The organism is Vibrio sp. C8 (genome assembly GCF_054051265.1).
In genome coordinates, this window is record NZ_JBPAOE010000022.1 from 269,714 (window position 1) to 283,766 (window position 14,053).

The window sequence follows — 14,053 nt, forward strand, 5'->3', positions numbered from 1 at the left end:
GGCTGATTATACTATGCCAAATAATCCGCCACGTTGACTTGATCTATCTGCTCAGGTTCTAAAAACTGTTTGGCGTATTCCATGTAAATACCCGAGTTAAGGAACAAGGCAAACAGATCAGCATCAATGTGATTGTCTTTGACCATAAAACTCATAATTTTGAGCGACTCTGACAAGGTCTTAGCTTTTTTATAAGGTCGATCTGAGCTGGTCAGTGCTTCAAAGATATCGGCAATCGCCATCGCCTTCCCGGCAAGCGGGATTTCACTTTCATCAATACCTTGCGGATAACCTTTACCATCCAGTTTTTCATGGTGGCTACCTGCAATCAGCGGAATGTTTTTCATTGTGCTTGGGAAAGGCAACGACTCCAACATCATCATGGTTTCGATGATATGGTCATTGATGATAAAGCGCTCTTCATCGTTTAACGTGCCACGTTGAATGCAAAGGTTATAAAGCTCACCCTGATCGTTCTTGTATTGCTTAGGCTGTAACTGGAAGCGCGCATCTCGAATTTTGCTCGATTCCCAAGGAATACGATGCGATGGCTTATCCGCCAAAAGTGATTCGGTAACAGGCAGATCGTTCGCATCATCACGGTAACGTTTCGCTTCTTCCTGCCCTAATCCTAATCTTGAATCCAAGGTTCGTTGCCAAGTTTTACCAGCAATTGCATGAATACGCTGTTGATGCTCTTCGCTAAGAAACTCATTACCCTCATTCATTTGTGCAATAAACGTGAAATCTTCATCCAACTGACGCCATTTCTCATCTAACGATGCTTGCTGATCGATCGGTAAAGTGCCAAATGCCGACTGATAAGCCTCTATTTGTGCGTCTCTTTTCAACACTTCAAAACGGGTTCTGATTTCATGGATGCGGTTATAGATAGTTTCCAATTTGGTCGCTTTATCCACCACATACTCAGGTGTTGTCACTTTGCCGCAGTCATGCAGCCATGAAGCAATGTGCAACGCTTCCTGATCATTCGCTGTGAGCGAAAAATCTTTAAAGGGCTGCAAATTCGATTCAGCCGCTGCCGAGACTAAACGTTCTGTCAGTACAGGTACCCGTTGACAGTGATTTCCCGTATAAGGAGATTTGGTATCAATAGCGCCTGCAATGACACGAATGAACGCTTCCAAAAGCTCTTTTTGCTCTCTCAAGTGTTTTTTCGTTTCGATAGCCAACGAGGTATAGCCTGTTAGCACCAAAGTGAGTGGCAACGTTTCATCTAATATTGCTTGCTTGTGCTCATTCAGATAAGCAAGGTTCAAACAACCAATGCATTCCTGCTCACGATTATAAAGCGGCACCATTAGCCACCAGATCTCTTCTGGCAGACGAAGCTTTTTCGCAAACTCAGGCGAATTCTCATAGATCAAATACTCTTCACCGTTTACTTGCGAGTAAATGCTTAGGATCTTTTCGTTGCTATCCAAATAAGTAAGGGATACATCATTTTTATCTTTAGTTTTGCTGTCCCAATAAATATGAGCCTCTAAACAACCTTCCTTATCATTCCATATCGATAAAAAAGCGCCTTGAGCTTTAGTTACTTTCACCAAACCTTCACTAATCACCAACTGAATTCGCACAGAGTCTTTCTGTTTCGATATGGTTCTGGTCAGTTCAAAGAAGTTGCGAATGGTAATGTTCATCCCTTTTAACGCTTTACTAAGATCAACAATTTCTCTGATTCGACTGGGTTTATAGTTTGGCGCATCAAACTTGAAGTGACTGATATTTTGAGCATTTTGAGTTGCCAAGCGAATAGGACGGCTAATAAATTGCGCCATGATGTAAACAATCGGTAATACGAGCAATGCAAGAATGAACGCGGTTGCTATCGCATGGTGTCTTATGGCCGCGGCTTTATCTAACAGTTCTGTCTCTTTTATCGCAAACAGCAAGTAGAAATCTTTATCACCAATTTTCGCAACAGGAAACACCTCGCCAAACCACTTATCACCATCAATCAATTCTGTTTTTAATCCTTTCGCGACATTACTTTCATCGAGAATAAACGACCTGATATTTGGAAAGGGTAACTGGTCAATGGTCTCTAACTCACTTAATGACAAACGGTGGCTGCTGCCTTCACTAAAGGCGTAGATATAGCGTTGATTTTTTTCAAACAATAATCTTGTCGATGGGTGATCTTCTGCACTGCCAGCCAGCACATTTGAAACGCTGGACAGCAGTATCTCTGCCGCAATAACCGTTCCTGTTTCAGATTTCTTTTGTACCGTCACGCCAATTTGCTGTTGAACTTTAAAGAACTTTGGCCTCGCCAAGCTCATTTCATTGTTTTTCGCTGCTTGGAACCACGTTTCCTCACGAGCATCTAAGCCGTTATTGGAGATAACCTGCGAACCAATGACATTACCGTCAACACTAAAAAAGAACAGTGTCGCATAACCTTTTTCATAGGAAGACATCACACCAAACAACTCCGCATTTTTAGGCACTGGAATGTCTGTCATCCAACTCGACTGGGTGTTTTTGAACGCAGCCAATACATCCCCGTTGTTATAGCCAACGAAATAAGCATTGACGCCGGGCTGGGTATGTAACAATTTTTGCAAAATTGCCAGATAGGGGATTCGGTCATCTTCACGATTTGGATCATTAAGAGGCGTAAGCTCTAAGGTACTGATAGCATCCATCGCTGGCTGGAAAACCTTTTCGAAATCGCCTTTCGTTGTGGTAGCTATTTGTTCGAACAGGGTTTGATTGGCTTCAAAAATAATGTTGTCGATACTTTTAGATGAGGCCCAAATTTGCAGTAAACACGAGCCCGCCACCACTGTTACAAACATCACAGACAAATGGATGTGTAGTGGCATTACAAATCTCGAATACCACCGCTTTTCAGTTTTCTTCATTCCAGCTTTCCCTAGCACAACATTTTGTAAAGATAGACGATTTCTACTTCTCATAAGTTAGAATTAGCCGAACAGATCTTTTGATTCTTGTGGTACAGTTCCCGTCACCACTGCACTTGTACGATCATTGAACGCCTAAACACCATGCTAAACCCAAAGCTTATTACCTTACTTCCTGATTTAGCGACATTTATCTTAATTGTAAATGAAGGCAGTTTTACAGCCGCGGCTCACAAGTTAGGCGTTACGCCGTCCGCGTTAAGTAAACTTATTACTCGTTTAGAACAAGCCTTGTCGGTGAAGCTGTTTGAACGCACCACACGAAAACTGATCATTACTCAGGCAGGTCAAAAAATTTATGACCAGTGTCTGGTGATGATGAATGCTGCTCAACAAGCGGTAGAGCTTTCAAGCTCGGATCATACTGAGGCAGCAGGCACTCTCACCGTTGCCGCGCCAGAGGCGTTCCTCAACTCAGTGTTGCAACCACTGGTTGTGCCGTTTCTGAAACAGTATCCAGAGATCAAACTCAGACTTCGCGCCGCGGATGGTGAAATAGACCTGTTCAAACACAATGTCGATGTGGCATTCAAACTGACCGATAAACCAGATGAAAACTTGGTGCTCAAAGAACTCGCGAAAACCAACTTGGTACTATGTGCCAGCCCCGATTACCTCAAGCAGAGAGGCGTACCTAAGCATCCTACGGATCTTTCGCAGCACGATTGTCTCTACCTTGCAGAAACCGAGCATGACCATATTTGGAGTTTTCTCAAAGACGATGAGTTTCACACCGTAGCGGTAACGGGTCGTTTCGCGGTTAACCAATCGCAGATCCGTTTGAATGGCGCAAAAAATGGTTTGGGTATCGGAATATTCCATGACTTTGTGGTTCAAGATGCGATTGCCAACGGAGAAGTGGTACAACTGCTACAAGAGTGGACGATTAAGAGTAACTACCATGGTGCGATTGCTATGCAGTATGCTCAAACCAAATACATGCCAGCTCGATTGAGAGTCTTTATTGATTACGCACTTGAACATCTGCGTCCAAAGCTCAACCGCTGAAACGTTACGAGGAAATCATGTTAAAACGAATTCATCACGCTGCGATTATTTGCTCTGACTATCCCCGATCAAAAGCGTTCTATGTGGATGTATTGGGGCTAACGATTGTCGCTGAAAATTACCGGGAAGCGCGCGATTCTTACAAGCTAGATTTAGCATTGCCAGATGGTTCGCAAATCGAGTTGTTCTCATTTCCTAACGCGCCGAAAAGACCAAGTTATCCTGAGGCGCAAGGCTTACGTCATCTTGCCTTCTGTGTCGATGATGTATCTGCCGCCAAGAAGAGACTTGAACAGCAAGGCGTTGAAGTTGAACCGATAAGAGTGGATGAGTTTACGGACAAGCAGTATACCTTCTTCGCTGACCCTGACGGCCTGCCACTGGAACTTTGCCAAAGCGAATAACAGCACCTGTGACAAATGTTAAAAAAAGCGTTAAGTGTGACCACTCAACGCCTTTTTTAATTGGCACGTCTTTTTACCTAAACAAGTTAGTTATATAAACACGTTAGGCCGCTTTTACCGAAGGTTTTGACTCTTCCTTCTGAGCAATTAACTTCTGGTGCAAGGCACAAATAGCGCTGTTGTAGTCATTGTCTTCGACCACGAATTGTACGTTAACGTTACGCATAGATGAATACGCTGCCATAGGTGTCACGTCGGCTTTATCTAATGCCTGCATACCTAAACTCAATGCTGCATTGGTATTGATTGATGCACCAATTGCAGAGATCAGTGCCACCATTTTTCCAGAAATCGATGCGTTCGGATAACGTTTTTCAGCCTTATAAAGTACCTCGTTGAGGTTCTCAGAACTGCCGCTGAGGAAATAGGTCATTGAGTTGGCATTCATCTCCTTTCCAACCAAATGCACTTTGGCTTCAGCGATGATTTCCATTAGCTCATAACTTACGTTATCCACATTGCCGACCATGCTTTGATCAAACATGTGCAGAGCAAAGACTTTATTTCGACCCGCAATGATCTCAACCTTGTTATCTTCAGGCTGATGATCATTAGAAATCAAAGTGCCACCGTGTTCCGGTTCGAAAGTATTTTTAACACGCAGCTCAATACCTTGCTTACGAAGACCCGCTGCAGCGTTTGGGTGGATAGCTTCCATTCCCAAGTTAGCTAACTGGTCAGCAACATCGAAGTTGGTCAGTCCCATCGGGCGCACTTTGTCTGGACCTACTACACGAGGGTCTGCTGAACTTAAGTGATACTCTTTATGAATGATCGCTTGATCTGCATTAGTCAGCGCAGCAATACGACTAAAGGTCATTTCGCTATAACCGCGATCATAAGTTTTCATTAAGCCTTCGTCACAGTAGGCATAACCAGTCACAATCGGTAGCTCAGTTTCTACATCGATATCTTCAAACGCTTTCTGGATAACCTCATCAAGCGATCCCTGAGCACCATTGCTCCAACCCGATAAATCCACAAAACGCGCATTCACACCTAATGTTTTGAGCTTTAACGCCGTGTTATAAGCACTGTGCGCCTCACCAATCGAGGAAAGAAACTCTCTTACCTGTGGCAAATAATGACGCAAAGAAAACTGGCCATACTGGCAGGTTTCCAAAATATTATTGATGCAGTTTACTGCTTCAGAAATTCGAGAGCGGATGAACTTATCTGCGCGCAATCGACTCATAGGATCGGCGAACAAGTTCTCATTGATCATCAACATACGTTGCTCAAGTTCGTATATTGCCTCGCGCCAAGCGTCGTCTCGTTTGGCGATCATTTTATAGATACCTGACTTACCTGTGCGTTTGCACTCTAGTAAAGCATCAGTCATCCCTGAATAAGCCGATACAACAAATACTCGACCGTATGGATTGCTCGGTTTTAGCAGAATATTATCAAGAACTGCGTCAAACGCAGACATAGAAGTACCACCGATTTTCTCTACGGTGTAATACATGATGTCTCCTCTTCTCGTTGGGTTAAAAGTCACTTCTTATATTGGAGTTGTCTCCTTCCTGCAATGAGGAAGGAGAATAGGTGCATTGAATTTTGAATTATTCAACAATCGGGTAAACACCGTCTTTGTCATGGGTTTCTGCACCAGTTAACGGCGGATTAAACACACATGCCATCACCATATCTGCGCCTTCGTAAGCACGTAAGAAGTGTTCATCATGCTTATCGAGAATGTATAAGGTACCTGGCTTGATCGGATAGGTTTTACCACCGACAACTTCAATTTCACCTTCACCCGACATGCAGTAAACAGATTCAAGGTGATTCTTGTAGTGAATATGCGTTTCAGTGCCCTTGTAAATGTTGGTGATGTGAAACGAAAAGCCCATCTGATCATCTTTCAGCAGCATGCGTACACTTTCCCAAGTTTCTGCAACGACTCGACGTTCACTTTGACGACATTCATCTAGTGTTCTTACAATCATGACGATTCCTTATGACGCTTTTTTAATGTATTGAGATGCAATGTTTTCCACTGCTTGAGCGAAAATAGATAAACCTTGCTCCAGCTCAGACTCACTAATTGTTAGAGGACAGAAGAATTTCACCACTTCGTCATCAGGACCTGCGGTTTCAATCACCATACCTTGGCGGAAACATTCGCGGGCAATCTTGTCTGAAATCTCACCGCTCTGACACTCAATACCCTGCATCAGACCGCGACCTTTCAAACGGGTAAACATTGTCGGATACATACGAAGCGCTTTTTGAATGGCTAGCGTTACCTGCTCAGCACGTTGCTGAATGTGCTGTGAAAATTCATCATCTGCCCAGTAGGTTTCTAACGCTTTTGCAGCGGTGACAAACGCATGGTTATTACCACGGAATGTGCCGTTGTGCTCGCCCGGTTTCCATTGGTCGAGTTCTGGTTTAAACAGCACAACCGCCATAGGTAAACCGTAACCACCGATGGATTTCGATAAAGTAACAATGTCTGGCTGGATACCCGCAGGCTCAAAACTAAAGAACGTGCCTGTACGGCCACAGCCCGCTTGAATGTCATCCACAATCAACAGTACGTCGTGTGATTTACAAATCTTCGCTAAACGTTGTAACCACTCATTTGACGCAGCGTTCAAGCCACCTTCACCCTGAACCGTTTCAACCAGAACAGCAGCAGGTTTATCTAAACCAGAAGAGTTGTCACACAACATGGTTTCGAACAAGGCCAAGCCATCGATATCCGCATAACCTTCATAAGGTAGACGAGTCACACCCGACAGCCCCATGCCAGCGCCACCACGATGGTGCTGATTACCTGTTGCGGCAAGCGCGCCATACGAACAACCGTGGAAGCCATTTGTGAACGCAATAATATTGCTACGACCCGTCACTTTGCGCGCAAGCTTCATTGCCGCTTCTACGGCATTGGTACCTGTAGGGCCTGTAAACTGCACTTTGTAGTTCAAAGAGCGAGGCTCAAAAATATAAGTTTGCAATGCACTTAAAAATTCAGCTTTCGCTTCTGAGTGCATGTCCAGACCATGTGTAATGCCATCTCTGTCGATGTACTCAAGCAGTGCAAGCTTAAAAATAGCGTTGTTGTGCCCATAGTTCAGTGAACCAGCACCCGCTAAGAAATCAAGGTAAGCGTCACCATCTTTGGTGTAGAGCCAACTGCCTTTAGCAGTAGAGAAAACAACGGGGAAATTTTTTGCGTAAGATTGAACGTTTGATTCTTTTTTCTTAAAGATATCCATAACGTAGCGTTTTAACCTTCTTTATTGATTCTTGAATGAATAACAGTGATAGCCTTTGCTACTGCTGCTTTAGAGGAATTCGATACAAATATTCCGTATCGTGTTTACCTTCAAAATGACGGGTTTCATCGAGAAAAGTGGATACTTCACCACGCTCTCCATGCACTCTGTCCAATTTCTTAAACAGGCTCCATGACCCGAGGTTGTCTTTAGTAATCGTGGTTTCCAACACTTGGATGTCTTGTAGATCATCCCTAGTCAGAATTTCTTTCAGCATATGGAAAGCAAGACCTTTACCGCGTGCACTTTCATGTACAGCGACTTGCCAAATGAATAACTCACTAGGGTTATCCGGCTTGCGATAGGCTGAAACGAAACCAACGATCTCACCGTCACACTCAGCGACAACGCAAGTACTTTGGAAGTGCGTTGATTGCAGAAAGTTGCAATAAGCTGAGTTTTCATCAAGTGGCGCACACTGAGATATAAGCTCATGTATTTTTGCGCCATCACTTGCGGTGGGTACTCGAAAAACCCAATCTTCCTGAAGATTTTGCATAATTTCTGGGTATGCGACCCAAGGTGCTGCTGTAATCATTGTTCGCCACATAATCATTTAGAACTCTAAACAAATTCCTTTTATAAACTAACAGGACTAAAGATTATTTCAACCACAAATATTAAGAGGAAATGAAGATTGAACAATAAATTATTGTTTTTAAAGTAATTATTAAGATCAACCAAACACTCAAGGCGCAAAAATATTAATTAGTATTCTAACTATAATCAAAACAAAGAGGATTTAATGAAATACTGTTTTAATACTAAGATTATCACTAGCAAATTGACTAAACTTTTGCATTATGCATTTGCATTATGCAAAAGCATTTCAAAAAACTTTCATAAAACGCACATTTAGGTTAATTAATAACCAAAAATCATACTAAACAAGTTGGCATGCTATATGCTTTATATTAGGTGACCCTTATTAAGCCGAGGGTCACCTAGCCAACTGACGTTGTTAGTGAATATATTTTGTTCACATGTTATATCAGCCAATCGTAGTAATTACGGTTGGCTCTTTTTTTACCTGTCTCGTACTGCAATCTGTCAACAACTTCATGCCTTTGCCAACACAAGTCAAACTATCCAAGTCTATTGTTCGTTTTTTACTTAAATATCAGTGAGCTGTTGTTTGACTTTGTCTAGATCTGCGTCAAAACTCTATTCAGAGCAAATTGAATAGCTGAGAGAGTTATGTCTAACGAAACCCCATTGTGGATACCCAGTGAAGAGCGAGTTCAAACATCGAATCTTCAACAGTTTATTCAACACATTAATATGCAGGGTGAAGCGGTTGAAACCTATCAACAGCTACACCAGTGGTCAGTAGCGGATAAGAAGAAGTTCTGGCTGGAGATCTGGCAGTTCTGTGATGTGATTGGATTCTGCGGAAACTGTATTTACGGTGAAGGCATTGCTCGTTGGCAAAAATTTATTCCTGCTCGTGATACGATTTGGTTTCCTCAAGCGCAACTCAATTACGCAGAGAACCTACTTTCCTATGCTTTCCAGAAACCAGAAGGTGTTGCTATCTGGTTTAAAAATGAGAGCGGACAAAGCAAAAAACTGACATGGCAGCAGCTCAGTGACCAGGTTTCGATTGTTCAACAATGGCTGACACAGAATGGGGTGACAAAAGGTGATGTGGTTGCGGCTTGCTTACCTCATATGCCTGAAACCGTTGTGGCGATGCTGGCGACCACCAGCTTAGGAGCTATCTGGGCATCAACTTCCCCTTCAGATGATATTGATGACACCATCGCTCGCTTTGAGCAAATTCAACCCAAAATATTGTTCTGCTGTAATGGTTATAGCTTTAACGGCAATAATCATCTGATGGAAGAAAGCAATTCTAAAATTGTTCAAGCGATTGAAAGAATAGAAAATACCTGCCAGATCGAATATTTACAGCAACGTGAATACAGCGTGAATTTCAATGATACGTTTTCTGATTGGCAATCACTGCTTTCCAGCTACCTTCCTCGCGGTTTAACTTACGAACGTATTGGTTTTAACGACCCTCTGTTTGTGCTGTTTTCAGAAAGAGATAATGCTCCACCGAGATGCACCGCTCACAGTGTCGGGGGAACCGTACTCAATCACTTAAAAGAACATCAGCTACAGTGCGATATACAGCCCGATGATCGTGTTCTGATCAACACAGAATGTGACTCGATGATGTGGAACTGGCATATCTCTGCACTGGCAAGCGGGGCGACCTTAGTTATTTATGATGGCTATCCGCTTTACCCTCAAGCGAGTGCATTATGGGAGTTTATTCAGGAGGCAGAAGTGACTCTGTTTGCGACTCCGGCAGATTATTTACGGACTCTTGAGCAAAAAGAGTTTTCACCCGGCAATTTTTACGCTTTAACTTCTCTCAAAACACTCTGCTCAACTGGGCAAATGCTCGAAGCCAAACAATTTGATTATATATACGATCAAGTTAAACCCGATTTGCACCTGTCAGTCATGTCCGCAGACTCAGATATTCTTGGCAGCTTTGTGATTGGCAACCCTATCTCACCAGTCTACAACGGAGAATGCCAAGGTGCGGCTTTGGGGTTAGATATTGATGTTATTGACCAAAGTGGAGAAACTATCTCTCTTGCTGAAGGCGAATTAATTTGCAGAAATAGTTTTCCCAATCAACCGATCGGATTCTGGCATGATGATGGCGAACAGTATCACCTTGCATTTTGGGACAGTGAAGATGGCGCTTGGCATCAGGGCCGCCAAGCAGAAGTGACCAGCCATTGCGGTATGCGATGCTACGGCCGTAAATCTTAACGGCCGCAACATCACGAACACTATTTAGGAAGTACAACCAAAAACGTATTACGGCTGTCAGCACGTGGAAGCAACTCAACGCTTCCTCCATGCAATCTGGCGATATCTCGAGTAATCGACATACCAAGTCCTGCTCCATCGCCTTTTTCTGTGTTGGCCCGATAAAAGTTATCGAACATTTTTTCTCGCGTTTCGACAGAGATATTTTTTCCTGAATCACTGACGTAGACGTTCACAGACTCTTCTTTGTCTTCCAATCTGATGTTGATCTGAGACCCCTCCCCCGAATAGCGCATTGCGTTATCGAGCAGGTTCGTTAGCAGCATTCTCAGTAACGCTTCATCACCTAATATTTGAATTTCGTCACCTTCAAACGACACGTCCTGTTGACGCTTAAGAGCAAGCGGTACACGTTCTGCGATAACTGACTGACAAAGCTTAGAGAGATCGGTAACCAAGAACTTCATTTCATGGATACTTTCCACTTTAGCTAGAGTCAACAGCTGCTGAATCATGCGGTCAGTTCTGTCGATTCCTTGCAGAATATTGTTTAAATCTGACTTTAGTTGTTGTTCGTTTTGACTCATTAAAGCGTTTTCTGCGTTCAGACGCAGTATGGTCAGTGGCGTTTTCAACTCATGTGCGGCCATGCGGGTAAAGCGTTTTTCCCTTTGCCAAGCTTGATCCAATTCGCTCAATAAAGTGTTGAGAGCGGCAACTAAAGGGGACAGTTCCTGCGTTGGGTTTGCGACATATATGCTGTCTAGCTTATTCGCACTGCGTTGAGCAATCGCCCGCTTAAGTTCAGTGATTGGCTTAAAATGTTTATCAATCAAAAGCACCATCAGCAGTGCCAGACTCGGAATTAAAACAAATTGCGGCAGCGCAGCAGACAACGCCAGTTCATACATCATTTCATCACGAATCGACTCTTTCTCAGCAACAAAGATGTACTCATGCTTAATGTTCATCGCCTTAGGCAATGGCAGCTGGAAAAATCGCCAAGATTCGTTCTCAATATTCATATAACCAAACCCTGCGTATTTAGGGTCATGGTTGAGATTATCTATTTCCGGAATCGAGCTCCAAATGAGCTCATCTGCGATATAAAATTGAACTAAAATATGTTGCTCGTAAGGATGGCCAAATGGAGTAGGGTTATCATCACCTTTAGCTTGTCGCTCAATGCGTTTCATCCAGTTATCAAATAATTCACGTGTATGGCCTGACTGCATAGGCTGTTCGGAAATCGGCATACTCAGAAGCAACATCTTGGCTGACTGACCAAGGCGGGCATCGTATACCTCTTCAATTTCATGTTTGGAATAAGAGAAGCTGAAATACAAACAAATCAGAATTAACACAGATGAAAGCGCGATCACTGATATCGTTAATCGCTTTTTTATAGAAAAAGTTGCTTCTACATTATTTTTCAATGATGTACCCCACGCCACGGATATTCTTAATCAGGTTATTTGGAACTTTTTTACGCAAATTGTGAATATGCACTTCAATGGCATTGTCACTAGCCCCTTCATCCCAACCGTGCAACGACTGTTGTAGCTGGTCTTTACTGAGCACTCTCCCCGCATGAGTCATTAATGCGGTGAGCAATTTAAATTCATTATTGGTTAACTTTAGCCTATTTCCATCATAATCAACGGCTTGTTCAGCTAAAGAGAGAGAAAGCTGTCCAACAACGATGCGTTCATCACAATATCCTGATTGACGACGAATGAGCACCCGCAGCCGCGCCATCAACTCTTCAAGGGCAAATGGTTTCACTAAGTAATCATCAGCTCCGCCATCTAAGCCTTTTACTCTGTCTTCAATATCATCACGGGCGGTAAGAATTAACACAGGTAAGGTATAGCCAGCTCGGCGCAGGTTTCGCAAAACAACCAGACCATCGATATCTGGCAAGGTAAGATCCAAAATAACGGCAGCGAATTGCTCCGTTTTCATAGCGACTTCAACACCACCGCCTCTGTCTACCCAATCCACAGTATATCCATGGCGACTGAGTGAAGTCACCATGGATTGCCCGAGTAATGCGTCATCTTCAACTAAAAGTAACCGCATGGTTATTGAAGTTCTCCTAATAATTTTGTTATTTCTTGCTGACGCCCATGATCGGCTAAAGGACGATCAGCACGAGGCGGCGCTTTCTGTGCTTTGGTTAGATACGGGATGGCTTCTTTTTTGCGTCCATCTTGTGCTAAAAAGTCCGCGTAAAAATAGTTTGGATCGATGCCATCAGGGTTGATTTCTAATGCTTTACGGAGCATTTTTTCAGCCATTTCATCATCACCGAATCCGATAGGCCACCCCGGTACTTTGTAGTATAGCGAACCTAAGCTGGTAAACGCTGAACCATTTAACGTTTCTGGCGCTTTATCAATAACTTGTTCTAAAAGCGCTTTGGCTTCTTTCACTAACGAAAGTGCACCTAAACCACCATCAGCACCCGCAAGTGACGACTTGTTGATTGCCAACCACACTTTTAACTCTTGGCGGTTTGGGTCTTGTTTCAATGCTTCTTCGTTGCGCTTGATTAAGTTTTCCAAACAGTAAACCTGATTATCCGAATCTTTGGACTCGTACTGACAGACTGCCCATTTTTTTTGAATAGTGATTAACGGATCTGCTCCCGCAGCAAAGGCTGATGTTGCAGCGCCAAAACAAATAGTAGCAGCTAAAGCTGATATTAAATATTTCATAATTCGTCCCTCAATTACTTGCTATGGACTTGGTTAATAAAGTGATGAATGGTGTCTTGTTGTTTGCGAATAGACTTAGACACAACGCCAGGAAGGATCTGATTAATACGAGCAAAAAGTTTTTCTGGCCAGCCGATCCAACGCGCAGCTTGCTCTTTTTCCAGAATATCGACCACATGCGCAGCAACCACTTCTGGTGAATCACTTTTATTACCAAGCTGTTGGTTCATTTGATTCACAAAGCGGTCGTTTAACGTGGTATCCGTTGCTCGTGGCGCAAGATACAACGTACGAATGCCTGAACCGTCTAATTCTCTGTCCAGCGCTTCACTAAAGCGCTGCAAACCCGATTTTGCCGCACAATAGGTGGTGTAACCGGGAAAACCAATTGAGCCAAACGTTGAGCCAACATTCAGAATAATGCCCGGACAGCTAATCCAAGAGAGCGCAGATTGACTTAACAACATCGGTACCAGCAAGTTCAAACGCATCTCTAACTCAATCGATGGGCAGCTTCTCTGTGCAAGAAAGCTGAACTGATTACTACCTGCATTGTTAATCAGCACATCAATACGTTGCCCTTTTTGCGATAGGTTCAAACAAGTTTGTTTCACCTTTTCGAGGCCTTCATCTGTAGACAGGTCTGCCGCCAAGATCTCGTGATGGTGTGGAAACTCTAAGCTGTTTTTCAGCGCTTCAAGCTTATTGCCATTACGCGCAACCAGAAGCAGTTTTGCTCCTTTTGCTTCGAGCGCTTTTGCGATCTCTTTGCCAATGCCGCCAGAAGCACCGGTTAGTAATACACGTTTGTCTTGCAGTTCCATAACTGT

General features: G+C 43.4%; 11 protein-coding genes and 1 pseudogene. 3 read left to right on the forward strand and 9 right to left on the reverse strand.

Features of this window, described 5'->3' with window-relative positions:
• Window positions 1-11 precede the first annotated feature (11 nt).
• A complete protein-coding gene (locus ACRQQK_RS12560) occupies window positions 12-2,891 on the reverse strand; it encodes an HD domain-containing phosphohydrolase (protein WP_457511875.1) in 2,880 nt (959 codons plus the stop codon).
• A gap of 144 nt (window positions 2,892-3,035) precedes the next feature.
• Here ACRQQK_RS12560 and ACRQQK_RS12565 point away from each other — a divergent pair, with 144 nt between their 5' ends.
• A complete protein-coding gene (locus tag ACRQQK_RS12565; protein WP_042479730.1) occupies window positions 3,036-3,959 on the forward strand; it encodes a LysR family transcriptional regulator in 924 nt (307 codons plus the stop codon).
• Between the two features lie 17 nt (window positions 3,960-3,976).
• Window positions 3,977-4,363 (forward strand): SMU1112c/YaeR family gloxylase I-like metalloprotein, encoded by a 387-nt coding sequence (gene gloA2, locus ACRQQK_RS12570; RefSeq protein WP_457511877.1) that lies wholly within the window; start codon window positions 3,977-3,979, stop codon window positions 4,361-4,363.
• Between the two features lie 103 nt (window positions 4,364-4,466).
• Here gloA2 and ACRQQK_RS12575 read toward each other — a convergent pair whose 3' ends face one another.
• The 4 genes from ACRQQK_RS12575 to ectA form a co-directional block, all read right to left on the reverse strand.
• Window positions 4,467-5,891, reverse strand: coding sequence for an aspartate kinase (locus ACRQQK_RS12575; protein ID WP_457511879.1), 1,425 nt, complete (start codon window positions 5,889-5,891; stop codon window positions 4,467-4,469).
• Window positions 5,892-5,988: 97 nt separating this feature from the next.
• The gene (locus tag ACRQQK_RS12580) at window positions 5,989-6,375 is read right to left on the reverse strand and encodes an ectoine synthase (RefSeq protein ID WP_457511881.1); all 387 of its coding nucleotides are present in this window, start codon (window positions 6,373-6,375) and stop codon (window positions 5,989-5,991) included.
• A gap of 9 nt (window positions 6,376-6,384) precedes the next feature.
• Window positions 6,385-7,650 carry a diaminobutyrate--2-oxoglutarate transaminase gene (ectB, locus tag ACRQQK_RS12585; RefSeq protein WP_457511883.1) on the reverse strand — a complete coding sequence of 422 codons (1,266 nt, stop codon included), beginning with the start codon at window positions 7,648-7,650 and terminating at the stop codon, window positions 6,385-6,387.
• Between the two features lie 58 nt (window positions 7,651-7,708).
• Window positions 7,709-8,260 (reverse strand): diaminobutyrate acetyltransferase, encoded by a 552-nt coding sequence (gene ectA, locus ACRQQK_RS12590; RefSeq protein WP_042479932.1) that lies wholly within the window; start codon window positions 8,258-8,260, stop codon window positions 7,709-7,711.
• 647 nt (window positions 8,261-8,907) lie between these two features.
• Here ectA and ACRQQK_RS12595 point away from each other — a divergent pair.
• A pseudogene (locus tag ACRQQK_RS12595) lies at window positions 8,908-10,494 on the forward strand (AMP-binding protein); the annotation flags it as partial.
• A gap of 29 nt (window positions 10,495-10,523) precedes the next feature.
• Here ACRQQK_RS12595 and ACRQQK_RS12600 read toward each other — a convergent pair.
• Genes ACRQQK_RS12600 through ACRQQK_RS12615 form a run of 4 tightly spaced genes read right to left on the reverse strand, consistent with a single transcriptional unit; the run spans window position 10,524 to window position 14,047 of the window.
• Window positions 10,524-11,939 (reverse strand): ATP-binding protein, encoded by a 1,416-nt coding sequence (locus tag ACRQQK_RS12600; RefSeq protein WP_457511885.1) that lies wholly within the window; start codon window positions 11,937-11,939, stop codon window positions 10,524-10,526.
• On the reverse strand, window positions 11,929-12,585 hold the full coding sequence (locus tag ACRQQK_RS12605; protein ID WP_457511887.1) for a response regulator: 657 nt from the start codon (window positions 12,583-12,585) through the stop codon (window positions 11,929-11,931). Before ACRQQK_RS12605 ends, ACRQQK_RS12600 begins: the two co-directional genes overlap by 11 nt.
• A gap of 2 nt (window positions 12,586-12,587) precedes the next feature.
• Window positions 12,588-13,223, reverse strand: coding sequence for a tetratricopeptide repeat protein (locus ACRQQK_RS12610; protein ID WP_457511889.1), 636 nt, complete (start codon window positions 13,221-13,223; stop codon window positions 12,588-12,590).
• A gap of 14 nt (window positions 13,224-13,237) precedes the next feature.
• A complete protein-coding gene (locus tag ACRQQK_RS12615) occupies window positions 13,238-14,047 on the reverse strand; it encodes an SDR family oxidoreductase (RefSeq protein ID WP_457511891.1) in 810 nt (269 codons plus the stop codon).
• Between the last annotated feature and the right edge of the window lie 6 nt (window positions 14,048-14,053).